Raw genomic sequence first — 24,854 nt, 5'->3', positions numbered from 1 at the left:
ATATCAGATAGGTAATGAGTAAATCAACTTCCTCACCAAACAGAGGATTTTTACACTCCCTAACTTTGCCCGTTGGGGGTTTAGTTTTAGCAGTAGTGATTCTCCTAATATGCCTAATTTTCAGCGTCACTCTCGGTGCTGCAGATATACCTTGGACTACAGTTTATAGAGCATTGACTGACTTTGATGGTTCTCAAAACCATTTAATTATACGTACAGTCAGACTACCGCGATCGCTCCTAGCCGTGATGGTAGGTGCTGCAATTGCCGTATCTGGTGCCCTAATGCAAGGTATAACACGTAACCCATTAGCAGACCCGGGCATCTTAGGAATTAATGCGGGCGCATCCTTCGCTGTTGTAATTGCTATCTTTATTTTTGGTAGTTCTGCACCGACTGCTTATGTTTGGTATGCCTTTGCTGGTGCGGGAATTACGGCTATCAGTGTTTATTTTTTAGCTTCTTTTGGGCGCAGTGGTATCACTCCTCTCAATCTCACCATGGCTGGTGCAGCTATGAGCAACTTACTTGCTGCACTGATTACTACCATCTTAATTGTCAGCCAACGCACATTAGAAGAAATTCGCTTTTGGTTAGCCGGTTCCCTAGCAGGTGCTGATGCCAATATCATTACTCAAGTGTTGACTTACATTTGTATAGGCTTAATCTTGGCGTTCCTCCTAGGAAAACAAATCACAGTTCTCAGCCTAGGAGAAGATATCGCCCAAGGATTAGGTCAACAAACCTTATGGATAAAAATTGCTGCTGGCGTTAGTGTTTTTCTGCTCCAAGGTAGTGCAGTAGCAGTTACAGGTGGTATTGGATTTATTGGTTTAATCGTTCCCCATATAGTGCGCTTGTTAATTGGGGTAGATTACCGATGGATTCTACCATATAGCGCTTTATTTGGTTCAATCCTACTTTTAAGTTCAGATATTTTTGCCAGATTGGTAATTCAACCACAAGAACTACCCGTGGGAATTATGACAGCTTTAGTGGGTGCGCCATTCTTCATTTATTTAGCGAAAAATCAAATTAAAAAATGAGGAATAATAGCTTAATTTTTCGTTCCAAAATATTTCCTATTTCTTTGCGCCTGAAAAAACGTGTTCCCATTGTTTTACTCATCCTGATAATCATCACTTTGGTAACGATGGTAATTAGCACCTCCATTGGCGAATATCCCACACCACCTCTAGTTGTAATTCAAACAATTTTGGGGATAAACACGGTAAATCCTGAATATGGTTTTGTGATTAACACCCTAAGACTACCAAGAACTTTAACGGCTGGACTTGTGGGCACAGCCTTAGCAATATCTGGGACAATTATGCAAGGCATCACCAGAAATGCTTTAGCGGACCCAGGTATTATTGGGATTAATACTGGTGCTGGTTTAGCGGCTGTGTCTTTAATTGTGCTGTTTCCCAACTTACCGGCCGGAATTTTGCCTTTAGCTGCCTTTAGCGGTGCTTTAGCTGCTTCTGTGGTGATTTATCTACTGGCTTGGGATAGGGGTACTCATCCCATTCGCCTAATTTTAATTGGCGTGGGAATTTCTGCTGTCACTGGTGCTTTGACTAGCCTATTGCTGACATTTGGAGAAATTTACAATGTGAGTCAAGCTTTAGTTTGGCTAGCTGGTAGTGTTTATGGACGAAGTTGGGAACAGCTATTAGCTATATTACCTTGGTTGATAATATTTATTCCTTTAGCTTTAGGTAGTGCATCACAATTAAATGCTTTAGCTTTAGGGGATGAAATAGCAAAAGGTTTAGGTAGTAGAGTAGAGTGGCAACGCAGTTTTTTAATATTAATTAGTGCCGCACTTTCTGGCGCAGCGGTAGCCACTGCTGGAACCATTAGTTTTGTGGGATTAATTGCTCCCCACATCGCCCGACAGTTAGTAGGTAGCAATCATGAAGGTTTAATTCCTGTATCTGCCGCCTGGGGAGCCATGATTGTAGTTATCGCTGATTTATTGGGGAGAATTATATTTGCACCCGTAGAACTTCCCTGTGGCGTTGTCACTGCTGTAATTGGTGCTCCTTACTTTATTTATTTATTAATGAGCCGGAAAAAATGAAATTACCAAGTCAGATAATTCATCCCCTATCAGCTAATAATTTAACTCTAGGTTATGATGGGGTAACCATTATAAAAAATTTAGATATGACTATACCCAAAGGAAAAATTACCGCATTAGTGGGTGCTAATGGTTGCGGTAAATCTACACTACTGCGGGGGTTAGCAAGGTTACTGAAACCGCAGAAAGGCACAGTTTATTTAAATACGGCAGATTTGTTTAAGTTATCAACAAAAGATGTTGCTAAAAAATTAGGTATTTTGGTTCAATCTCCCCTAGCTCCCGAAGGTTTAACCGTCAGAGACTTAGTAGCTTTCGGACGCTTTCCCTATCAAAATTTGATGCAACAATGGACAAAAGAAGATGAACATTTTGTAGAAATAGCATTAGAAACAACGAGAATGAAAGAACTGGCTGAACGGGAGTTAGATACCCTCTCTGGTGGACAGCGACAGCGTGCTTGGATTGCTATGGCACTAGCTCAGAATACGGAGATTTTACTATTAGATGAACCCACAACTTTCTTAGACTTAGCACACCAAATTGAAGTTTTAGATTTGCTATGGGAATTAAACCAAAATCAGCAAAGAACTTTGGTTATGGTACTGCATGATTTAAACCAAGCTTGTCGTTATGCAGATTATTTAGTAGCGGTGAAGCACGGTAGAGTTTATACTCATGGTACACCCGAAGAAGTGATGAGTAAAACTACTGTTAAAGAAGTATTCGGGCTAGATTCCCAGATTATTACAGACCCAGTAACTGGTACACCAATGTGTATCCCCATTAGTAGGATACGGTGTTCTTAAACAATTAAAAATCAAAAATTTGCCAATAAATTTGAGGTTGCAACTTCATCATCAATTGATATTTCTAGACTTAAGCATTTTACCTCTCAGAGAAAAGTATGGCCAACATAATTTCGCAAACCGACTATAACATAAATTGGCAACAGATTAACGAAAACACTCAATATCCAGATGAATATCATACTGGAGATTTTATCAATTACTGCCCGGAAAACTTGGGTAAAGGATACCATCGTCAGATTCAATTACGAGGAATACGTCTGCTAATTATTGATGAACAATTTGATGATGATTTGTATATTGAATCTGAAGATATTCAACCGAGTGAATACGATAAGATAGAATTTGGATTTAATTTGTCAGGCTCATACTCCCAAAACGAATGTGGGCAAAGTTTTTTAGACTGGAGTAATCAAGATCAAATGGATGGAAGAGAAAGTTTTGTAATTTTTGGTAACAAGCGGCGACTAAAAGTAGATATTCACTTAAAAAGTCCAGATTTGCTGAAAAATTTTATTATTGATCATCGCAAAAAGGTACCAAATATTTTAACAGACTTCCTCGAAAATAATAGTAAAGAAGATTTTTTTGACAGCAATATAATCACTCCAGAGATGTATCTGCCATTAGAGCAGATTATCAACTGTCCTTTCCAGGGAATAATTAAATGTATATACTTAGAAAGTAAATGTTTAGAATTAATTGCACTAAAATTGGAACAATTGGCACAGAACAATGAAAAGCCAGCTAAAAAAGTCATCCTTAAAAAGGATGATATTGAAAGAATTCATGCAGCTAAAATAATCCTCATCAGAGATATTAATCATCCTCCCACATTAATTCAATTAGCAAGACAAGTAGGATTAAACGATTACAAACTGAAAATTGGTTTTCATCAAGTATTTGGCACAACAGTATTTGGTTATTTACATGAACAGCGAATGGAATTATCAAGTCAACTGCTCATAGAAAAAAGAATGAGTATCAAAGAAATAGCACGTACTGTTGGTTATGCAAACCAAGGTAGCTTTGCAGCTGCATTTCGTAAACGATTTGGAGTTAACCCAAAATACTATCGCCTGGAAAAACCAGCAGTCAGCATTAACCCTGGGCCCTTCCTGCGCCCTTCTTGCACCCCTCCTTCAACCTCTGTAAACCTTCGCGCCCCTGTTTAAAAATCCAATTGTCAAAAAAATCCGTCTACGGGCCAAAAAAATCCGTCTTGCAGCTGAACAGGTATTTTAAATTACAAAGCAATTATTGTACTCTCCTTAAAATAGATTCTTAATTGGTATGAGAGTATATGTCAACAAGGCTGCAATTATTTACAGTAGTTTGTTTAACCAGTGTAGTACTTACCGTTAAACCTGTATTGGCAATTCCGTCTGTAAGTGAGGTGGAACTACTTACAAATAAGGTGAAAGAATTAGTATCACAAACTTCAACAGGCCAATCTGTAATTATTATCAATGGAGTAGAAGTAAATCCCACGGAAAAAGGTATAGAGGTAATTTTAAAGACAAATCAAGCCGAAGAACTGCAAATCACAAATAGTAGCAATAATAAGAATGACTTGATTATAGATATTCCTAATAGTCAATTGCGTTTACCTAGTGGTGATGGCTTTACATCCTTAAAACCAGTTGAGGGTATTACACAGATAACAGTTACTAGTCTAGATGTTAACACTATTCGGTTAACAGTCACGGGTGCAACAGGATTGCCAAATGTCGAATTATTTGACACTGTTGAAGGGTTAATTTTTGCCCTCACACCAGTTGGAACTTCTACAGAACAAGAGCCAGAACAGCGTTCAGATGAAACTCAAGAATCTATAGAATTGGTGGTGACAGCAACACGCACGGAAGAAGATGTGCAGAATGTCGCACGTTCTGTAACTGTGATTACACGGGAAGAAATTGAACAGCAAGCCCAGTTGAGCACAAATTTAGCTGATATTTTGGGAAAAACAGTTCCTGGCTTTGGTTCCCCTACTAATCGGAGTAATACATTTGGGCAAAGTTTACGCGGTCGTAATATTTCGGTCTTAATTGACGGTGTTCCCCAAAATGCTAATTTGCAATCAATTCCGGCTCAACTGACAACCATTGACCCCAGCGCGATTGAACGCATTGAAGTTGTTCGCGGTCCGAATGCAATCTATGGTGGTCAAGCTACTGGTGGTGTAGTCAATATTATTACTAAGAGGCCAAGCGGTCAAAGATTAACTTCTACAACCAATATTGGTTTAGATACTTCTTTGACTAATTCCGCAGATAGTTTTGGCTATAATTTGTCACATCAAATATCTGGGACAGAGGGCAAATTTGACTATACTGTCGGGTTTTCTCTGGTGACAACTGGGGGGTTTTTTGATGCTGAAGGCGATCGCATTGCTAATTTTGCAGGTGATGAAGATAGCACCAAAATCAATGCTTTGGCTAAGGTAGGAGTAGAATTAACGCCCGATCAACGTCTGCAATTTAGTTTTAATCATTTCGACCAGTGGCAAAATACTAACTTTATTTCTGATGAAGCTATTGATGAAATTCCCGGAATTCAAAAATCTCGCGCTCTGAGAATACCGGAGGGGACTACTGTAATTGGCGCTAGTGATGGGGCCTTTATCAACAATACTTTACTAAGTTTAAATTACAGTAATGATAGTATTTTAGCTAGTAAGGTTCTGGCTCAAGCTTACTATCGTAATTATGGTTTTGGTGGAGGAATTCCCGATGATAACCGTGATGGTAGGTTGAGAGCAATCACCAAATCAGAAGGCGATATAGAACAGTTGGGTGGAAGATTGCAGGTGGACACACCTTTTAATTCTCAAAGCACAGTGAGTTTACTTTGGGGGGTTGATTATCAAAAAGAACGCAGTTCTCAAAGATTTAATATTTTCGACCCTGATGAATTTGATACTTCCGGGGGTCGAGTTTTTCGCAAGATTGACGAACGTGTTTTTGTCCCAGAGTATGATTTTAGAGAACTGGGTATATTTGGTCAGTTGCAATGGGATGTTACTGATAATTTGCTGTTAAGTGGTGGCTTGCGCTATGTGAATATTGGTGTGACTTTAGACGATTATATCACAGCAGAAAATCCCCGTCGGCAGATTCAAGGAGGCGATCGCAGTTTTGATTCCACAGTTTTTAATGGTGGTATTGTCTACAAACTTACGCCGTCAGTTAGTGTTTTTAGTAACTTTGCTCAGGGGTTCTCAGTTCCAGATTTAGGTCGTGTTTTCCGCCGACCTCCTGGAGGTGTGGTGAATGTTTTAAACTCTTTGCAACTAACAGAACCACAGAAAGTAGATAACTATGAAATTGGTATTCGTAGTAATTGGGATAATCTCCAGGTGTCACTTTCTGGTTTCTACAACTATTCTGAGTTAGGTTCAGCTTTTAGTTTTAACCCTAATAGTGACTTCCTGGAAACTATTCGCGCTCCTCAAAAAATTTACGGGATAGAAGCAGCTGTGGATGTCCAACCATCTCAAGGTTGGAGTTTGGGAGGTACAGCTACTTGGATAGAAGGTGTAAATGATGAGAATAATGATGGTAATTTCCTTGCACTCAACAGTATTACTGTTCCACCATTAAAACTCACAGCCTACATAGAAAACCAAACCCTCCCCAGTTGGCGCAACCGACTGCAATTATTGTACTCAGGCGATCGCGATCGCGCTTTTCAAGATGAGGTAGAGGATGCCAAAATTAACAGCTTTATCACAGTTGACTATATCAGCAGTATCAAACTAGGTCAAGGTGAACTAAAACTTGGTATTCAAAACTTATTCAATAACCAATATTTCCCGGTTTATTCACAATACTTTGCCCCATTTTTTGATAGTGCCAATTATGCCGGAAAAGGTAGAACTCTCAGTGTAGGATATCAAATTGTTTGGTAAATAATCAGTAACCATGATTTTTTAGGGTGGGTTTTTGGCTCACCCTTTATATCAATTTTTACAATAGAAAGTTAATTATGCTAATGAGATTATTTTCGGTTTATAAATTCAAAGTAATATTAGGTATTGCCATAAGTTTCATTATCATAGGTTGTGGACTGAATAGCACACAAAATTTAAACCTGAACTTGGTCGACCTCACCCCGGTGAGGGTAGTCAGTCATGCTATGGGTGAAACCAAAGTTCCTTTATACCCCCAACGAGTAATTGTGCTAGGTGGGTTAGATAACATTTTAGCTTTAGGAATCAAACCGATAGCCGCGACAACCTTGGGTGACAATAATTTTCTCAAATATCTAGATCATTTAACCGACGGAATTGAGAAAATTGGTACTAACGGTCAACCAAATTTAGAAAAGATTTTATATTTAAAACCCGATTTAATTTTAGGGTTAAATTGGGATGCTGATTTATATCAAAATTTATCCCAAATTGCACCAACAGTTTTAGCAGAAGATGATATTGATTGGAAACAGTGGTTAAGAAAATTTGCGGAAGCACTAGGTGAGACAGAGAAGGCAGAAAATTTGCTGCAAGAGTATGACCAGAGAATCAAAGACTTACGGGAAAAACTGGGTGATAATCTTACAAAAACTCAAGTGTCTTTAGTAAATTTTTGGGCAAATTCTGCTCGTATTTATATGAATCGCTCATTTAGTGGTTCAATTATTAAGGAAATAGGTTTTTCTCGTCCTGTGTATCAAGACAAAGATAAAACTCAAGAAAATGTTTCATTAGAATTAATTCCCCAAATGGCTGGTGATGCTATTTTTCTGATCCTAGGAGGACACAATGAATCAAAGCTGCAACAATTTATCAATCATCCTTTGTGGTCAGACTTACCAGCAGTACAGCAAAATCGGGTTTATCCAGTACGAAATGATGTCTGGATTGCTGCATGGGGAATTATTGGAGCAAATGCAGTTGTGGATGATATCTGCAAATATCTAGTCAGGGAAAAATGTTGAAGCATGATCAAGGATGATTTTACCTTTTGACTAATAAATGAGAAGATCACAGATTATTGCAAATAATAAGCATAATTAAGCTAAAATATCATAATCACTTGAAAAAGATTCTCTTTTGACATCAACCCCCATACAATGGCTGGCTGATAGCTCCAACTTTATGAAAATTGGACTCCGACAATACTGGAATTTACTTGTAGACTATCTCCAACCGCAAAAATGGCGGGTAGTTAAGTTTGCGATCGCTCTTTTGTCCAGCATAGGACTACAATTAGTTAACCCCCAAATTCTGCGATATTTCATTGATACAGCCGTAACTGGAGGTTCAGGAAAAAATTTACTCTTAGCCGCTTTACTATTTATAACTGTAGCTTTAATCACCCAACTAATTAGCATTGCAGCTACGTATTACGGCGAAAACGTCGCTTGGGGAGCTACTAACGCCTTACGCGCTGATTTAGTTGAGCATTGTTTGCAATTGGATTTATCCTTTCATAAATACTCTACACCCGGTGAATTACTAGAAAAGGTAGATGGTGATGTTCACACCCTGTCACAATTCTTTTCTAAATTTACTGTTTACATCTTAGGCAATTTACTACTCATGTCCGGTGTAATTGTAGTCCTCTTTGCCGAAGATTGGCGAGCTGGTTTGGCGATCACATTTTTTAGCCTCACAGCATTATTTACTTTAATTCGTCTGCGTTCTATAGCTGTTCCCCATTGGGCGAATTATCGCCAAATAAGTGCTGATTTCTTTGGTTTTGTCGGTGAACAACTCGCCGGTATGGAAGACATCCGCGCCAATGGAGCGAAAAATTATGTCATGCACCGCTTCCAAAAAATTTTACAACTGTGGTTACCAGTATTTCATAAAGCCCGCTTTGCCAGTACCATTCTTTGGGGTACAACTAACGGGATTTTTACATTAGGGACAGCGATCGCCTTAAGCGTCGGTGCTTACCTTTGGAGTAAAAACATTATTACAATTGGGACAGTATATATACTATATTATTACACCAACTTACTCAGCGAACCCATTGAACAAATCCGCAACCAATTTGAAAACCTGCAACAAGCAGAAGCCAGTATTTACCGCATTCAAAATTTACTTCAAGTAAAATCAAAAATTAGTGTAGGTGGAGAACAACAACTTCCTCACCGGGCACTTTCAGTCACTTTTAACAACGTCTCATTTAGCTATAATGACCACGAATCTGATATTAGAAATTTAGTATTGCAAGACATATCCTTTAACTTACCTGCCGGTGATGTATTAGGCTTATTAGGGCGTACAGGTAGCGGTAAATCCTCCCTAGCGCGTTTATTACTGAGATTATATGACCCACACTCAGGCCTAATTCACTTGGGAGGTATACCAATTAACCAAACTCCCATAACAGACTTACCGCAAAAAATCGGATTAGTCACCCAAGATGTGCAATTGTTTCAAACAACAGTCAGAAATAACCTCACCTTTTTTAACCCACACATCAGTGACGAACGCATCCATGAAACCTTAGAAATATTGGGACTATCACAATGGTTATATTCATTACCCCAAGGCTTAGATACAAATTTGGGGCCAGATAGTAATGGCTTATCTGCGGGACAAGCGCAGTTACTCGCATTTACTCGCGTCTTTCTCAAAGACCCTGGTTTAGTAATTTTAGATGAAGCCTCCTCTCGCCTCGACCCCATCACCGAGAAACTCGTACAAAAAGCCGTTGATAAATTATTAACCGGGCGTACTGGCATTATTATTGCTCATCGTTTAGCCACTGTACAAAAGGCTAACCAAATACTCATTTTAGAACAAGGTAAAATCATAGAATATGGTGAACGAGAAGTATTACTTAATAATTTAGAATCACGGTTTTCCCAATTATTACAGACAGGCTTAAGCGATATTTTAACTTAAAAATAATTATGGCAGCAACAAAAAAATGCAACCATTGGCAATTATTATGGCAACTAATTTGTTACCAACCCAAACTATATATTATTGACAGCATCTACTGGATTTTAATTATGGGTTTGCCAGCCCTACCCGGTTTAATCATCAGGGAATTTTTCAATAGTTTAACTAATACAGCACAGTTGGGTTTATCACCCTTAGCCTTAATTGCATTATTACTTGCTCTCAATTTTGGGCATATTGCTGTTATATTTACCGGACGTATTACCAAAACCCAACACCGTTTCTTAATGCGGTCATTACTGAGACATAACTTATTAGAACGCTTATTCCACAATCCCACAGCACAGCCCATGATTGTTAATCAAGAAGCTGAAAAAACTGGATCTCAGGGAGAAATAATTAGCTATTTTCGTGATGATGCCGAACAAATAGAAGACAACGTAGCCTGGATATCAGAAATTTCTGGAGAAGGAATATTTGCTATTCTTTGTTTAATGATTTTAGTGAGTATTAATGTGCAGATGACCGTGTTTGTGTTTCTGCCCTTAGTCGGAATGGTCGCAATTATTCAACGCGCAGAAACTCGCATTAAAAAGTATAGGAAAGCGAGCCGCCAAGCTACCGAAAAAGTTACAGGGCTTTTAGGTGAAATATTTGGTTCAGTTCAAGCTATTAAAGTCGCCGGCGCAGAAAAAAATGTTTTGGATTATTTTCATACTTTAAATGAGCAACGCCGCCAAACAATGATTAAAGATAGCTTGTTGAATGCTATTCTTAATTCTACCTTTCAAAATATGGTGAATCTAGGAACCGGTATAATTCTTTTACTGGCTTCTCAATTCATGCAGAGTGGCGTTAATCAGTTAACAGTTGGTGACTTTGCTTTATTTGTATACAACCTTTCCTTTGTGACTGGCTTTTTTAGCTCTGTTGGCGGTTTTCTAGCGTTATCTAAACATACAGAAGTATCTTTTGAACGGATGGCTAGTTTATTAGCAGGTGTATCCGCGGATATATTAGTAGCTCCCAATCAACTTTATGTAAATGACCTGAATAATCGCCAAAAACCCTTACCGCCATTAGAACCACCTGTGAGAAATGAGCAAAATAAACTGCAAGTTTTAACAGTATCTCATCTCACCTATAATTATCCTGGTACTGACCAAGGAATTAAAGATATTAACTTGGAAATTAAACGGGGTAGTTTAACTGTAATTACTGGTGAAATTGGTGCAGGTAAAACTACATTACTGCGGGTTTTATTAGGATTACTACCTAAACACAAGGGTGAAATTTACTGGAATGGGAACATTGTAGAAAGCCCAGCTAGTTTCTTTGTTCCTCCTCGCAGTGCTTATACTCCCCAAATTCCCCAATTATTTAGCTACACTGTGCGAGAAAACATTTTGTTGGGTTTATCTAAAGATGACCAAGATATTGCCACAGCTTTAAAAATGGCGGTGTTTGAGCAAGATTTGGCGACTATGAACGAAAGTTTAGAAACTGTAGTTGGTTCTAAAGGTGTGCGGTTATCTGGGGGACAAATGCAACGAGTAGCAGCAGCGCGGATGTTTATCCGCAAACCGGAATTATTAGTATTTGATGACCTTTCCAGCGCCTTAGATGTAGAAACAGAATTGGCGTTATGGTCGCGGATATTTGTTAATAATCCTGAACAGCAAGAAAATTCTTGGACACCAACCTGTCTTGTAGTTTCCCATCGTCCTGCTGTGTTGCGTCGTGCTGACCAGATTATTGTCATGAAAGCAGGGAAAGTGGAAACACAAGGTAAATTTGATCAAATTTTCCAGGAATAAGTTTTGTAGTAAGGAGTTTAGTCCTTGCTTTTACACTCGCCTGTTTTGGTGATTCCACTACCAACGTGAGAGTTCCTAAAGCAATTGATTGATTAGTTAAGTCTCTCAATTCATCTAGGTAAATTACTTGCACTACCTCAGAATAAATTTATTTATTCGGGGGATTTGTTTCAAGTACAAGATATCATTTACCTTGTCTCTGGTGTGGGAGGGATGCGGACTAAAAGATGAGAACGAAGTGTTCCCGGTAGTTTCCCAGGTAAAACATATCCGTCTTTACTTGCTTGATAAAGCAGGCTGAATTGCAACAAATCAGTTGTATTTTCCTCTGTTAAATCCACAAAATGATATGTATATTTTTCTGGACAAACAAAAGTCACAGTACAAGGTCGGCCACAAGTCCATAAACAACCTACAGGTTCAATATTGAGATGATGATAAATAGAATTATCCTTTTGCAGTTCTAGCAGTTGCAAAAATAATTTATTTCCTTCAGCGCGTTCATCAGCTTCTTCATGGTCGATAACAGCACTACAAGATTTACAAACAAATAAAGTATGAAGAGTCATAACAAAAGTAATTAAATAAAAAAATATAGCATTTCCCATGCTCGTGAGATACAAATTTTTTTAGTTTTAGGGAACAGGGAACAGGGAACAGGGAATAGGGAATTGGTGTGTACTTCATGAGCCTGAAAAAGGCTTTATTGTAATAAATTAGCCCGCTTGGCAATATTTTACAGTAGGTTTTTAGTACCTAAAATAAAAGTATTAATAGTAAAATTATTGTGTGCTGGGCATACTGCCCGCCCCTATACATAATCACCTGAAATTTACTCTGATTTAGGGTGTATTGACGAGATATTGAAATAAATCATCAATAATGGCGTTTGCAGCTAACATACCACTCCCAATCCAGTAACTGGGAACTACATAAACCTTATTGTTGCGTACAGCTTTTAAATTTTTCCACAGAGGATTTGCTTGTAATTCCTCTAATTTCTTTTTAGCTGTTTGATTGCCTTTAGCGTTATTTTCGTATGTCCAAATAAATATCACATCACCATCCGCTTTTTCAATTAATTCCTTACTGATAGATACTTGAATGGGATTCCCAAATAATTTTTTTGCTTCCGATGCGGTGAAACTTTGGGATTTTGGGCGAGATAATCCCGCGTCTTGTAAAACTGTGCCGCAAAAAGAATCCCTGAGATAAAGGTTGATTTTATCCGGATAAACTCGTACTACAGAAACTTGAATTTTAGCTAAATATTCGTCCATGTTTTCCTGAAATTTAGCCAAACGACGGTAATAATTTTCTGTTACTTCTTTAGCAGTTTCTTCCTTACCTAAAGCGACACCAATGTTATTAAATACTTGTTTCCATTGACCACTATTTTCAAATTTCAATAAAACTGTGGGTGCTATCTTGGACAAGAGAGAATATATTGATTCGAAATACTTGAACCCGATAATGAAGTCCGGTTTCATTCCCAAAATACTTTCTAAATTAGGTTCGCCCATTGTACCGATGTTATTCACTCCTGTCATCTGCTCTCGCCAATGTGAGGAAAACTCGGAAATCACACTACCAACAGGTTGAATACCTAATGCGATCGCATTTTCCAAGGAAGTATCATCTAAAGTCACAAGTCGCTCAAACTTGTCTGGAATACAGGTGATTCCCGCAGAGTGTTTAAGATCACTACAAGCTGCGTTTGTTATCTGTTCATTCACGGGTATAGAACCACCATAATGACAAGCTACAGTCACCAATAAAGAACAAAACATTGCTATCGCCAATCCCCACCAGCGAGTTAAGCGTTTGAATTTGATATAACTTTCATTCATGATGGTTATTTATAACCTACACCTGATGTTGTTTAAAATGTCACAGAAAAACTACCAATAACCCTTAATGGTGCGCCAGGTTCTATAGCTACTCTCCCAAAATTTGCTCCGTGAAAATATTTTTCATTAAACAGATTTTGGATATTAACCCCAGACCGCCAATTATCACGTTGATAGTAGATTGCTGCGTCTGTTCTCAGATAACCAGGGATGACATAAGTATTTTCGTCGTTACCTTGGCGATCGCCTATATAAAACAAACCTAAACCAAAACCTAAACCTTGTAAATTACCGCGTTGTAATTGATAAGTTGTCCATAAACTGGCTGTATTAAATGGGATATTCGCCGGACGATTCCCAGCAGAACCATCATTAAATTCTGTGTACTTAGCATCAACATAAGAATAAGATGCAATCACATTCCAACCAGGACTAATTTCTCCCCCAACATTGAGTTCAACTCCTTGGCTGCGTTGTTTTCCTATCGGAATGCTAAAGTCTGGATTAGCTGGATCAGTTGTAGCCATATTTGATTTTATAATGTCATAAGCTGCCAAAGTAGCCGCTAATTTGCCATCCAAAAATTCACCTTTTACACCAACTTCATATTGAGTTCCCCGTTCAGGTTCTAAAATTGTTCCATCTACGCTTGTCGCAAAATTTGGTGAAAATGATTGACTGTAACTAGTATAAAGAGAAATAGGTTGAATAGGTTGGTAAACAATACCCAGTCTGGGGGTGATAGCTGTATCGTATTGATTGGATTCAGAACCATCCCGTAAATCTTTACTGTTTTGATCTACAAAATCCAACCTTCCACCCACAACCAATTTTAAATTATCTGCAAAAGCTACTTGGTCTTGTACGAAAATTCCTAAACCAGTACTTCTATTCTGGTTATTACGCACAACGTTGGTTAATTCTTCTAAACCAGGTCTGGGTATGGCATTGTAAACGGGATTAAATACATCAATACTTGGTGTAATTCCTCCCGGTAATCGGCTCTGAGTTCCCCCTGATGTAGACCTAGCTAAGTCAACACCAAATAAGAGAGTATGATCAATTGAACCTGTCGCCAACTTACCAACTAAATCAGTTTGTAAGGTATAATTTTCTTGATAGTCATCATTGGATCTAAAGTTCCGTGTGAGAATCCCTGTTGTTTCATCTAATCTCACAGGTTCAGCACGATAATCGAAGGTATCTGCACTCTGATATCGGAAAGCATTGCGGATTTTCCAATTATCGTTAAAATTATGTTCTAAGCGATAGCTAAAACCTATTTCTTCTACTTTCCTTACATCATCTGGTTCGCCTAAAATACGCTCCACAGGAATATCAAGAATACCATTACCAAAAGCTAAAAATCCCCGATCAAATGGACGCTCATCGTTGAGATAGTCGAATTGCAACGTTAAGTTGGTTGCTTTGCCAATTTCCCATTTTAAAGTGGGTGAAATAAAGAATCTTTGAATATCTTGATTAAAATCACGGAATCCTGCTGAAGATTCGTAAACAGAGTTGAGCCGATATAGCAAAGTTCTATCGGAATTTAGTGGACCAGAGATATCAAGACTAGGACGAAATGTGGAGAAATTACCTACGGACAATTCAGCATTATAATAGGGATCTTTGAGAGGTTGCTTTGTAACTAAATTAATTACACCTCCCGGTTCGACGCCACCATATAAAACTGAAGCCGGTCCTTTGAGAACTTCTAGACGCTCAACGTTTGCAGTTTCTCTAATACCATTTCGTCCATCCTTGAAACCATCAACTAAAATACCTCCACCAAAAAGACCACCGTTAAAAAATCCGCGAGTAGCCAGTTGATCTACGCCCCCACCAAACCCACCATTTTGAACCACACCACCAACATTCAGCAGCGCATCCCTTAAACGAGTAACTCTTTGATCTTTGATCACTTGTTCAGGAACTACTTGAATAGTCTGAGGAATATCTCGGATTAGAGTATCAGTTCTCGTTCCAGTTGCAGCATTACGTACACGGTATCTATTTTGCTGACCTATAACTAATAATTCAATTGGTTCTTCTGGTTGGGTTTCAGAAGTAGATGCTGTGGTTATGACACTAAAAATTAAACCCTGGTCAGCATCAAATAACTCGACTTGCGGCGCAGCAGTTTCACCTGTGATGGTGACGCGAATTGTATTTGCATCTAAATTGCTAACTTTAACTTCAGTAATTCCCGCCATGGGTTTTTCGAGGCGAAATGATGTGTCACCGCTAGGTAGGTTTAACTGGGCATTGGAGATGTTAATAATAAAACTATTGCCCTCACTTTGATTTGTGAGTTGCAGTTGATCTGATTGATTGGTTTCTAAAATTACTTCTACACCTTTGTCCGTTGTTTGTAAATTAACACCTGCTACCTGAATCACAGACTGAGCCAGCCATTGCTGAATTCTACTAGAAGCTTGTTGTATATCACTTAATTGAGAAATTTTACCTTTTGGTTTTTCGTGGCCTTCAGCTAAAACAGGTGGGTTAACCAATAGCAAAGCTAAAATGACCATCCAAGCTAGTTTATTTAACTGATTTGACATTACTCGACTCACAACAGTAATAAATAGGCATGAGGAATTGGGAAGAGTTAACAGTAACCGCTAACTACTCTCAATACCTTATCAACTGAATTTCGGTAATTTATAATTACTATCAAGAAGTCTACAGGAAATTAATCGGATGTGGATAAATGTTGTGAACGCTAGACGGAATTTTTTGAACGCTAGACGGAATTTTTGCTTTTTAAGTGATTTAATCAGGTGAGAATTGTATTTATATCAAAATTTTTAATTTTCCTGTAATTACCCTATCAATTCATTAATTTCCAGAGATGAACGTGAATTAGCTAATAAAAATTCTTTAGGGTTGATACCAAATTTTTTCCTAAAAGCAGTAGCGAAGTAGCTACGACTAGCAAAACCAACGCTACGCGCAGCTTTAGAAATACTTGTTTCTCCTGCTACTAACAATTTTCTGGCTTGTTCTAGTCGGTAATGATGTAAATAGCCAAAGACAGTTGTACCAAATACCAACCGAAAGCCACGTTTAAGGGTACAGTCATTTAACCCCACTTGTCGGGATAATTCGATTAAAGAGGGGGGATTATCTAAATTTTTTAATAAAATGTCTTTAGCAGAGTGAATGCGTTCTACATCTTCTGGTTTGATTGTAAAGCTGTTATGTTTAGCTGGATGTGCTGCTACGTCTTGTTCTACCAACAATACCATCAATTCTAAAACTTTACTCTCTAAATACATTCTTTTCATTAGTCCGTGATAGGGGCAATTTAAAATTTGCTGTATTCCTACTTGCATTGCTGGAGTTGTAATACTAGAACGAGAATAATATGTTTCATCAGTTTTTCTGACTAAATGAGTTAATTCTGGTGGGAGTATGTCCTGTTCTCTTGCTATGAATAAGTAAAATATTTCCGGTTCAATATGTACATTAATCTCAATTTGGTTTTGTAATTTAAATGATGAAAATTTTTCTTTAGGCGCAAGCCCGCTACCCCATAATGTGTTTTTTCCGTCGTGAACAGAACAATGGTGATTTTGGCGATGACTGGAAATATAAAAACTGTATTCTAAAGGATGTTGTCTATCTGGAAGATGCAAAATTATATCATCATATAATTGAGTTTCTGTAATTGCTAAGGACAAACCTTCCCGCAATTCTATTTCTCCATAAAATCCTGTACCTAGTTCTGAAGGGAATTGCAAAATACTATCAAACATTTCCCACTGTTCACCGAGGATAGTAGATAGTCCGTCGCACTTTCTTTGTGCTTCTGGTATTTCTACAAATAAATCCCAAAAAGCTTGTTGTGAAATTGTAATCGTCATAATATATGAGGGATAAGTTTTCGGGTTTTGCCTATTCTTGACTATGATGTTGGGGAAAAATTCTCATCTCCAAGCACAAGTAATAGATGCATAGTAAATTTGAGTAGTACTTATGATTAAAAACAGCCTAAATACAGCAATTAGCATCTTATTGAGAAATAATAGCACTAATTGAATTAGAATAATATATTCTTATACTGGTAAACTGTAATTTAATATACAGAATTTCTGTTAAATCATGCTAGCTGCACGGGTTACTTCGTATCAGGGCGGGGATAGGGAGCGGGGTACGTCGCAGTTCTCGCAGATTGTTTTGACCCACTCTGCCTGTGATTTCCGGGTCATCCTCTGGGGTAATGATGAGGCTATATAATAAATAAATAACAGTATCTATACTTCCACACCATAGGGGTGAGGGACACAAGAGTCAAACTGGAACTAAGCAATACTCTAAAATGCAGTGTAGTAGTGCATTTTAGGGTATAGGTATGAGCTTGGTATTTGATGCTTTAGTGATTGGTTCTGGACCGGGAGGATTGGCGATCGCCGCCGCCCTATGTAATCAAGGTCTGAGGGTTGCAGGTTTAGCAACCACACCCCCCCCATTAGAGTGGTCAAACACATACGGTATCTGGTGCAATGAATTAGAACCAATGAAGATGACCCATCTTCTCAGCCATCGTTGGCAAAACTGTGTCACCTACACCCTTGATCAAAAAATATCCCTTCAGCGTGAGTACGGTTTATTTGATAATGTCAAGCTGCAGTCACACTTCTTAAAACAGTGCGAGCAGGGTAAAATGGTATGGCATCAGGGTACTGCTACCAGCATTGAGCATTTACCAACCCATTCATGCGTCACTACGACCCAAGGAGCAAAGGTAGCCGCCAGAGTGGTTATTGATGTCAGTGGTCACAAACCCGCGCTGTTAAAAAGACCCCAAAGCGATCGCATTGCCTATCAAGCAGCTTACGGCATCGTCGGCACTTTTTCCTCACCACCCATTGATACCCAACAGTTTGTTTTAATGGACTACCGCAGCGATCATCTATCACCGGCGGAAAGACAAGAAGAACCCCCCACATTTCTCTACGCCATGGATTTAGGAGACGGTGTATTTTTTGTAGAAGAAACCTCCCTAGCCAACAGTCCCGCAGTCTCCTTTGAGGTATTGAAAAAGCGGTTGTATCAACGTTTAGCCTTTCGAGGTGTGCAGGTAAATCACATCCATCACATTGAATACTGTTTGTTCCCGATGAATTTACCCTTACCGTTGATCAATCAATCCGTCATGGGCTTTGGTGGCGCTGCTAGCATGGTACATCCCGCATCTGGTTATATGGTAGGGGCTTTGATTCGACGAGCCCCCGGGGTAGCAGCAGCGATCGCCCAGGCTTTGAATCATCCGAATGGGTCTCCTGGGGAGATTGCAGCCACAGGATGGCAAACCCTATGGTCAACCGAGGAAATCCGTAAACACGCCTTGTACCGGTTCGGTTTAGAAAACTTAATGCGGTTTGACGAGGGGACGCTACAAGCTTTCTTTGCTTCATTTTTCCAGTTATCCTTACCCCAGTGGAGCGGTTTTTTAGCAAATACCCTGTCTATTCCAGAAATGCTGCAAACCATGCTCAATCTGTTTGGTCGAACTACTAATGAGGTGCGCTGGAATTTAATGCGCTCTGCTTGGAGCGATCGCGCTTTGTTGTGGGAAGTTTGGCATCCTCAAGTCAATATTGACCCAGAAAACAAACCCGGTAGCAGGAGTAAATAACTTAGGTATAGCCACCGTCAGGTAGTTCACTTCCCATGGACTTACCAGCTAAATATCCTGTTGTCCAAGCACTTTGGAAGTTAAAACCACCCGTGACACCATCAATATCTAGAATTTCTCCGGCAAAATAAAGACCGGGAATTAACTTACTCTCCATAGTCTTAAAATTAACTTCCTTGAGATTAACACCACCACAGGTAACAAATTCCTCTTTAAACACTCCTTTTCCCGTAATTAAATATTCTCCCTGGGTCAGTTCTTGAATTAGCTGATTTAATTTTTTATTGGATAGTTCAGCCCAACGGTCTTCTGTCGTTATCCCCACCCGGTCAATAAGATATTGCCAGACACGGTGCGGTAGGTCAACTCCACGATGTAAGACCATGGCTTTTTGTCCCCATTGTGTCTTAACTGCTAAGATTTTTTGCTGCACTTGTTCTTGATTGAAATCCGGTAGCCAATTCACCAATAATTTAGCTTGATAGCGGTTTTCGTGCAAAAATCTGGCACCCCAAGCCGAAAGTTTCAGCACCGCAGGGCCACTCATACCCCAGTGGGTGATTAATAATGGCCCTGTTTGTTCTATTGGTGGTTTTCCTGTCCCAGATAAACGTAATTGTACGGGGTTCACACTCACCCCAGCCAATAACCTCAGTTTGGGTTCGGGAATATTAAAGGTAAATAAAGAAGGTACAGGGGGTTCAATGTTATGACCCAACTCCCTAGCAATTTTATAACCCACAGGGTTACTTCCTGTTGCCAAAAGCAGGCGATCGCATTTTTGGCTCAGTCCAGACTTGAGGATAATTTCAAACCCTGGAGCTTGGGGAAGTTTTTTCACATCAACTACTGCTGTACCGATGCGTAATTGTACCCCAGCTGACGCCGCAGTTTTAATCAAACATTCCACAATTGTTTCAGAATTATCTGTGATGGGAAACATCCGCCCATCAGCTTCTGTTTTTAACCGCACACCGTGGTTTTCAAACCAAGCTACTGTATCTTCAGCTTGAAAGCGGCTAAAAGCACCCCGTAAAGCCTTACCACCTCTGGGGTAATTTTGTACTAATCTGGCTGGTTCAAAGCAAGCATGGGTGACATTACAGCGTCCTCCACCGGAAATCAACACTTTCGCCAGTGGTTGACGACTAGCTTCGAGTAAGGTAACTTGGGCGTCAGGATTCATTTGAGCACAAGCGATCGCACCAAAAAATCCTGCCGCTCCACCTCCAATCACTACAATATCTAAAGTTGGTCTTTGAATATTCAAGGCTAAAAACTTCTATAATACATACATCTAGAAACCAGCGGTTATTCTCACAGTTCTAGCGGTTCAAAAAAATCTTTTGTCACTCCACACACAGGACAAACCCAATCCTCAGCCAATTCCTCAAAGGGCGTTCCGGGAGCTACACCGCTATCAGGATCGCCGACTTCTGGGTCATATTCGTAGCCACACACCGTACATACATAGTTTTCCATAGTTTTTAGTCTGTCATAGATTGAGACTACAACCGCCACCAGGTTTTTTGTACATAGCTAATCATCCCTATGGTAATCGCCCCTAGTAACAACAGTCCAATGACACCACCGGGAATAAATGTCAGCATACCAAAACCTCTAACTACCCACATGGCTAGTGCTATACCCAGAAGAATCCCGAAAATTTGGGTTAATGTCCGATTTAAGGAAGATTGATTCACCCAGTTTCCCTCTCAAATCAATTCAATTCAATATAGTCTACTTGACATCCCATGTATTTTACTTATAGTTTTGATAAAAAGTGATAAGAAGTACGTTTTTTGCGGATATATTCAGTATGATTTCGGTTAAAAGATTGGTTGAGGCAGCAAAACAGTGGAACTAGAATTTAATTGGTTTGACTAGATACTATGGAATGGTTTGTGTGTTTCATCACTCACAGGTAGAGAAGTTGAGGAGTAACTGAAATTAGTATGTCTGCATCTCATATCTCCAACTCGATGATTACAGGTTTGAATATCCCTTGGAGTCAAGACAAGCAATTGTCGCTGATGCAGGGTGAAATTTTCTTGCAAACCTTACCCCATACAGCTTGGGGTGGTGCGGTTACAGCTTGGATGTATTTACCACTATTGCGATCACATGTATGGCAGCAATTAACTGATTACCGTCGTTGGGTGGAATATTTTCCTGATATTATCAAAAGTCAAGTTTTGTCACAAGATCAAGTGAAGCGACTGTATCAATCTGCACAAAAGAAATTTTTATTTCTCACAGCTGAAGTAGAAATTTATCTTCATGTGGTAGAACTGCTAGGGGAACAAATTCAATTCCGCATGGAAAGAGGGAGTTTTGCCGACTTCACTGCCACTTTAGACCTAAAAGATTTGAGTCATGGCACTTTGTTAGCATACCGAGTACAAGCTACCCCTAATATTCCCATCCCCTCTGTTTTGATTCAACAAGCCATGAATTTTGAGTTACCGGCAAATATGCGTAATATGCGACAAGTTTTATGTCAGTAGGCATAACTACAAAGGTGAAACTATCGTAATGCGCGCACCTTTCCCGCTGTTACTATAGCATTTCCCATGCTCGTGAGGTACATTTTTTTTAGTTTGAGGGAACACCGGAACAGGGAACAGGGAATGGGGAACAACAAGCAGGGAAATGTCCTAACACTTGTGGTTGCTGCTATATACCTGACCCAGATAGAATTTAATGTTAAATAGGGGACTTAGGTTTTGTCCCCTACTGATGCTGATTGTTCTTAACTGGTAAACACTTCTACAGGTAAACGACTGAAGGAAAGACGCTCATTTTGTACATCCACAAAAATAGTGTCGCCGTCGTTGAATTCACCCCGTAAGATAGCCTTAGCAATTTGAGTTTCTAACTCTCTTTGAATGGCTCGCTTGAGTGGACGCGCTCCATATACAGGGTCATACCCTACTTCTGCCAAAAAGTCAAGGGCTGCATCGGAGAGTCTCAGGGATATCTTGCGATCGCTTAATCTTTCCCTTAATCTGTCTACTTGTATTAGCACAATCTGGCGCAGTTCCTTTTTCTCCAACCCGTGGAAGATAATCATTTCATCAATACGATTGAGGAACTCTGGACGGAAACTATTGCGCATAGCTTCCATAACTCGGCGGCGCATTTCATCGTACTGTGTAGCCTCCCCAGCCACATCGAGAATATACTGTGAACCGATATTACTGGTCATGATAATAATCGCATTCTTAAAGTCTACAGTATGACCTTGGGCATCGGTGACACGACCATCATCGAGGATTTGCAGGAAAATATTAAATACGTCCGGGTGTGCTTTTTCGATTTCGTCGAACAGAATCACAGCATAGGGACGACGGCGAATAGCTTCGGTCAACTGTCCCCCCTCTTCATAACCCACATATCCAGGAGGCGCACCAATTAACCGGGAAACCGTGTGTTTCTCCATATATTCAGACATATCAATGCGCACTAAAGCCTCTTGTGTGTCGAACATATAGGCGGCCAGGGCTTTGGCTAACTCAGTTTTACCGACACCAGTCGGACCGAGGAAAATAAAGCTAGCTGTGGGACGATTGGGGTCAGCTAGTCCCGCGCGGGATCTTTGGATAGCATCGGCCACAGCTGTAACCGCTTCAGCTTGTCCCACGACGCGGCGGTGTAGTTCATCTTCTAAATGCAGCAGTTTTTCCTTTTCTGATTCTACTAACTTGCTGATGGGGATTCCTGTCCACTTAGAAATAATTTCCGCAATGTCAGCTTCTGTGACTTCTTCACGCAATAGGGATTTACCAGTTTTTTGGGCGTTGGCTAATTCCCCTTCCGCGGCTTCTAATTGGCGATGTAAATCTGTTAACTTCCCATATTTCAACTCTGCAGCACGATTCAGGTCATAATTTCTCTCTGCTTGCTGTACTTCTAAATTAACTCGGTCAATTTCTTCTTTAATTGACTGAATTTTGTTGATAATATCCTTTTCAGATTGCCATTGAGCAGTCAGGGTTCTTTGTTCTTCTTTGAGATCCGCTAGTTCTTTTTCAATTCTTTCTAAACGTTCTCGAGAAGCTGCATCTGTTTCTTTTTGCAAAGACAGCTTCTCCATTTCCAATTGCAAAATCTTACGGTCGATTTCGTCTAGTTCCTCTGGTTTAGAGGTAATTTCCATTTTTAACCGTGCCGCAGCTTCGTCTACCAAGTCAATGGCTTTATCTGGGAGGAAGCGATCGCTAATATACCGACTAGACAATGTAGCGGCTGCAACTAAAGAACTGTCGGATATTTTTACCCCGTGGTGGACTTCATAGCGCTCTTTCAACCCCCGCAATATAGAAATTGTATCTTCTACAGTGGGCTGATCTACATATACTTGCTGGAAGCGTCGTTCTAAAGCCGCGTCTTTTTCAATATATTTACGATATTCATCTAAGGTGGTCGCCCCAATACAACGCAATTCACCCCGGGCCAACATGGGTTTTAACAAGTTCCCCGCATCCATAGCGCCTTGGGTAGCACCAGCACCGACGACGGTATGAATTTCATCAATAAATAAGACTATATTACCGCCGGATTCTGTAACTTCTTTTAATACTGCTTTGAGTCGTTCTTCAAATTCCCCCCGGAATTTAGCCCCGGCGATTAAAGCACCCATATCTAAGGCGATTAATTTCCGGTCTTTCAGGGACTGGGGGACATCACCAGCAATAATTCTTTGGGCGAGTCCTTCAGCGATGGCGGTTTTACCAACACCTGGTTCACCAATCAGCACGGGATTATTTTTGGTACGTCGCGATAGAATCTGCACGGTGCGGCGAATTTCATCATCCCGGCCAATAACTGGGTCTAGTTGACCTTTACGTGCTGCTTCTGTCAGATCACGTCCGTATTTTTCCAGTGATTGATATTTTCCTTCTGGATTTTGGTCGGTCACTTTTTGACTCCCACGAATTTGCTTAATAATTTTTTTGAGTTTACCTTCGTCTAAACCAAATTCTTGGCATAAAGCTTTACCAAAGCGGTCATCTTTGGCGTAAGCCAGTAATAAATGTTCAATAGAAATATATTCGTCTTGGAAATCTTGACGATATTTATCTGCTCTATCTAATAGTGTATCTAAACTGCGACCCAAAAATACAGATGTACTGCTACCAGATACTTTTGGTTGGCGTTGGAGAAATTGCTCAGTGCGATCGCGGATTCTTTGCCAATCAACACCCGCTTTAGTTAATATGCTGCTAGCTAAACCATCCTGTTCTAGCAAGGCCTTCATCAGGTGTTCGCTTTCGAGCTGCTGTTGCTGATGTTGTTTAGCAATATCTGGGGTATGGGCGATCGCTTCCCAAGCTTTTTCGGTAAATTGGTTAGGATTAGTGGGTTGCATAGGCTTTTGCAATAATAAAGAACCGCCAAGGATAAATACCTTCAGGCTGCACCGACTGAAAATTTCTATTGTTAATCCATATTGTAAGCAGCACCCCTGATCAGCGAGATCGGTGTTCACGTCTTCTGTGAGTGGTATTTCCGAACCAAAAAAGCTAACTAATGCTAACAAAAGTCGGCTTTTTCTTCCTGTTTCAGCCTAGCAGTGTCGGCACTATCTAGTCCACAGGCTAACACGATCAATCTGACCGCTTCTTGTTTTAAATTCATCGCCGCGTTTAAATCTCTGTCACTCTCAAAGCCACAACTATCACATTTAAACACTCTTTGAGATAATGGCAGTGATGATTTCTTTTCTCCACAACTTGAGCAAGTCTTACTACTGGGATAAAATCTATCCACAATTACCAACT

Annotated in this window: 20 protein-coding genes; 10 read left to right on the top strand and 10 right to left on the bottom strand. The window is 39.7% G+C overall.

Features of this window, described 5'->3' with window-relative positions:
- The first annotated feature begins 14 nt into the window (after positions 1 to 14).
- The 8 genes from PN447_RS07185 (at position 15) to PN447_RS07150 (ending at position 11,574) form a co-directional block, all read left to right on the top strand.
- On the top strand, positions 15 to 1,046 hold the full coding sequence (locus PN447_RS07185; RefSeq protein ID WP_271762004.1) for a FecCD family ABC transporter permease: 1,032 nt from the start codon (positions 15 to 17) through the stop codon (positions 1,044 to 1,046).
- Positions 1,043 to 2,086 (top strand): FecCD family ABC transporter permease, encoded by a 1,044-nt coding sequence (locus PN447_RS07180; protein WP_271762003.1) that lies wholly within the window; start codon positions 1,043 to 1,045, stop codon positions 2,084 to 2,086. Before PN447_RS07185 ends, PN447_RS07180 begins: the two co-directional genes overlap by 4 nt.
- Positions 2,083 to 2,895 (top strand): ABC transporter ATP-binding protein, encoded by an 813-nt coding sequence (locus PN447_RS07175; protein WP_271762001.1) that lies wholly within the window; start codon positions 2,083 to 2,085, stop codon positions 2,893 to 2,895. The genes PN447_RS07180 and PN447_RS07175 overlap by 4 nt, the downstream gene beginning before the upstream one ends.
- A gap of 98 nt (positions 2,896 to 2,993) precedes the next feature.
- The gene (locus tag PN447_RS07170; protein WP_271762000.1) at positions 2,994 to 4,070 is read left to right on the top strand and encodes a helix-turn-helix transcriptional regulator; all 1,077 of its coding nucleotides are present in this window, start codon (positions 2,994 to 2,996) and stop codon (positions 4,068 to 4,070) included.
- A 128-nt stretch (positions 4,071 to 4,198) separates the two neighbouring features.
- A complete protein-coding gene (locus PN447_RS07165; protein ID WP_271761998.1) occupies positions 4,199 to 6,808 on the top strand; it encodes a TonB-dependent receptor domain-containing protein in 2,610 nt (869 codons plus the stop codon).
- A gap of 188 nt (positions 6,809 to 6,996) precedes the next feature.
- Positions 6,997 to 7,836, top strand: coding sequence for an iron-siderophore ABC transporter substrate-binding protein (locus PN447_RS07160; protein ID WP_271761997.1), 840 nt, complete (start codon positions 6,997 to 6,999; stop codon positions 7,834 to 7,836).
- 160 nt (positions 7,837 to 7,996) lie between these two features.
- Positions 7,997 to 9,757, top strand: a complete 1,761-nt coding sequence (locus PN447_RS07155; RefSeq protein ID WP_271761996.1) for an ABC transporter ATP-binding protein — start codon at positions 7,997 to 7,999, stop codon at positions 9,755 to 9,757.
- Positions 9,758 to 9,765: 8 nt separating this feature from the next.
- Positions 9,766 to 11,574 carry an ATP-binding cassette domain-containing protein gene (locus tag PN447_RS07150; protein WP_271761995.1) on the top strand — a complete coding sequence of 603 codons (1,809 nt, stop codon included), beginning with the start codon at positions 9,766 to 9,768 and terminating at the stop codon, positions 11,572 to 11,574.
- Here PN447_RS07150 and PN447_RS07145 read toward each other — a convergent pair.
- From PN447_RS07145 to PN447_RS07125, 5 genes are all read right to left on the bottom strand, one after another.
- On the bottom strand, positions 11,516 to 11,707 hold the full coding sequence (locus tag PN447_RS07145; protein WP_271761994.1) for a DUF2887 domain-containing protein: 192 nt from the start codon (positions 11,705 to 11,707) through the stop codon (positions 11,516 to 11,518). The genes PN447_RS07150 and PN447_RS07145 overlap by 59 nt on opposite strands.
- 55 nt (positions 11,708 to 11,762) lie before the next feature.
- On the bottom strand, positions 11,763 to 12,143 hold the full coding sequence (locus PN447_RS07140) for a DUF1636 domain-containing protein (protein ID WP_271761993.1): 381 nt from the start codon (positions 12,141 to 12,143) through the stop codon (positions 11,763 to 11,765).
- 273 nt (positions 12,144 to 12,416) lie between these two features.
- Positions 12,417 to 13,424 carry an iron-siderophore ABC transporter substrate-binding protein gene (locus tag PN447_RS07135; RefSeq protein WP_271761991.1) on the bottom strand — a complete coding sequence of 336 codons (1,008 nt, stop codon included), beginning with the start codon at positions 13,422 to 13,424 and terminating at the stop codon, positions 12,417 to 12,419.
- 32 nt (positions 13,425 to 13,456) lie between these two features.
- Positions 13,457 to 15,991 (bottom strand): TonB-dependent siderophore receptor, encoded by a 2,535-nt coding sequence (locus PN447_RS07130; RefSeq protein ID WP_271761990.1) that lies wholly within the window; start codon positions 15,989 to 15,991, stop codon positions 13,457 to 13,459.
- Between the two features lie 261 nt (positions 15,992 to 16,252).
- Positions 16,253 to 17,296 carry a helix-turn-helix transcriptional regulator gene (locus PN447_RS07125; protein WP_271761989.1) on the bottom strand — a complete coding sequence of 348 codons (1,044 nt, stop codon included), beginning with the start codon at positions 17,294 to 17,296 and terminating at the stop codon, positions 16,253 to 16,255.
- A 488-nt stretch (positions 17,297 to 17,784) separates the two neighbouring features.
- Here PN447_RS07125 and crtL point away from each other — a divergent pair, with 488 nt between their 5' ends.
- Positions 17,785 to 19,071, top strand: a complete 1,287-nt coding sequence (gene crtL, locus PN447_RS07120; protein WP_271761988.1) for a lycopene beta cyclase — start codon at positions 17,785 to 17,787, stop codon at positions 19,069 to 19,071.
- 1 nt (position 19,072) lies between these two features.
- Here crtL and PN447_RS07115 read toward each other — a convergent pair whose 3' ends face one another.
- From PN447_RS07115 to PN447_RS07105, 3 genes are read right to left on the bottom strand one after another with little or no spacing between them, the layout of a single operon-like run.
- Positions 19,073 to 20,341, bottom strand: coding sequence for an NAD(P)/FAD-dependent oxidoreductase (locus PN447_RS07115; protein WP_442867084.1), 1,269 nt, complete (start codon positions 20,339 to 20,341; stop codon positions 19,073 to 19,075).
- Positions 20,342 to 20,388: 47 nt separating this feature from the next.
- Positions 20,389 to 20,553: a rubredoxin gene (gene rd, locus PN447_RS07110; protein ID WP_271761986.1), complete on the bottom strand. Its 165-nt coding sequence runs from the start codon at positions 20,551 to 20,553 to the stop codon at positions 20,389 to 20,391.
- Positions 20,554 to 20,579: 26 nt separating this feature from the next.
- Entirely contained in the window at positions 20,580 to 20,774 is a 195-nt protein-coding gene (locus tag PN447_RS07105) for a hypothetical protein (RefSeq protein WP_271731187.1), read from the bottom strand.
- Positions 20,775 to 21,026: 252 nt separating this feature from the next.
- Here PN447_RS07105 and PN447_RS07100 point away from each other — a divergent pair, with 252 nt between their 5' ends.
- On the top strand, positions 21,027 to 21,578 hold the full coding sequence (locus PN447_RS07100; protein ID WP_271761984.1) for an SRPBCC family protein: 552 nt from the start codon (positions 21,027 to 21,029) through the stop codon (positions 21,576 to 21,578).
- Positions 21,579 to 21,823: 245 nt separating this feature from the next.
- Here PN447_RS07100 and clpB read toward each other — a convergent pair whose 3' ends face one another.
- Together clpB and PN447_RS07090 are read right to left on the bottom strand one after the other, a co-directional pair.
- Positions 21,824 to 24,442: an ATP-dependent chaperone ClpB gene (gene clpB, locus PN447_RS07095; protein WP_271762016.1), complete on the bottom strand. Its 2,619-nt coding sequence runs from the start codon at positions 24,440 to 24,442 to the stop codon at positions 21,824 to 21,826.
- 164 nt (positions 24,443 to 24,606) lie between these two features.
- Positions 24,607 to 24,854: transposase (locus tag PN447_RS07090; RefSeq protein ID WP_271761982.1), on the bottom strand; the 248-nt coding region annotated here is incomplete at its 5' end.

The organism is Anabaena sp. CS-542/02 (assembly GCF_028331085.1).
Taxonomy (GTDB): Bacteria; Cyanobacteriota; Cyanobacteriia; order Cyanobacteriales; family Nostocaceae; genus Anabaenopsis; species Anabaenopsis arnoldii.
Note: the sequence above shows the minus strand (reverse complement) of the source record. Positions and strands in the feature narration are given on the sequence as shown.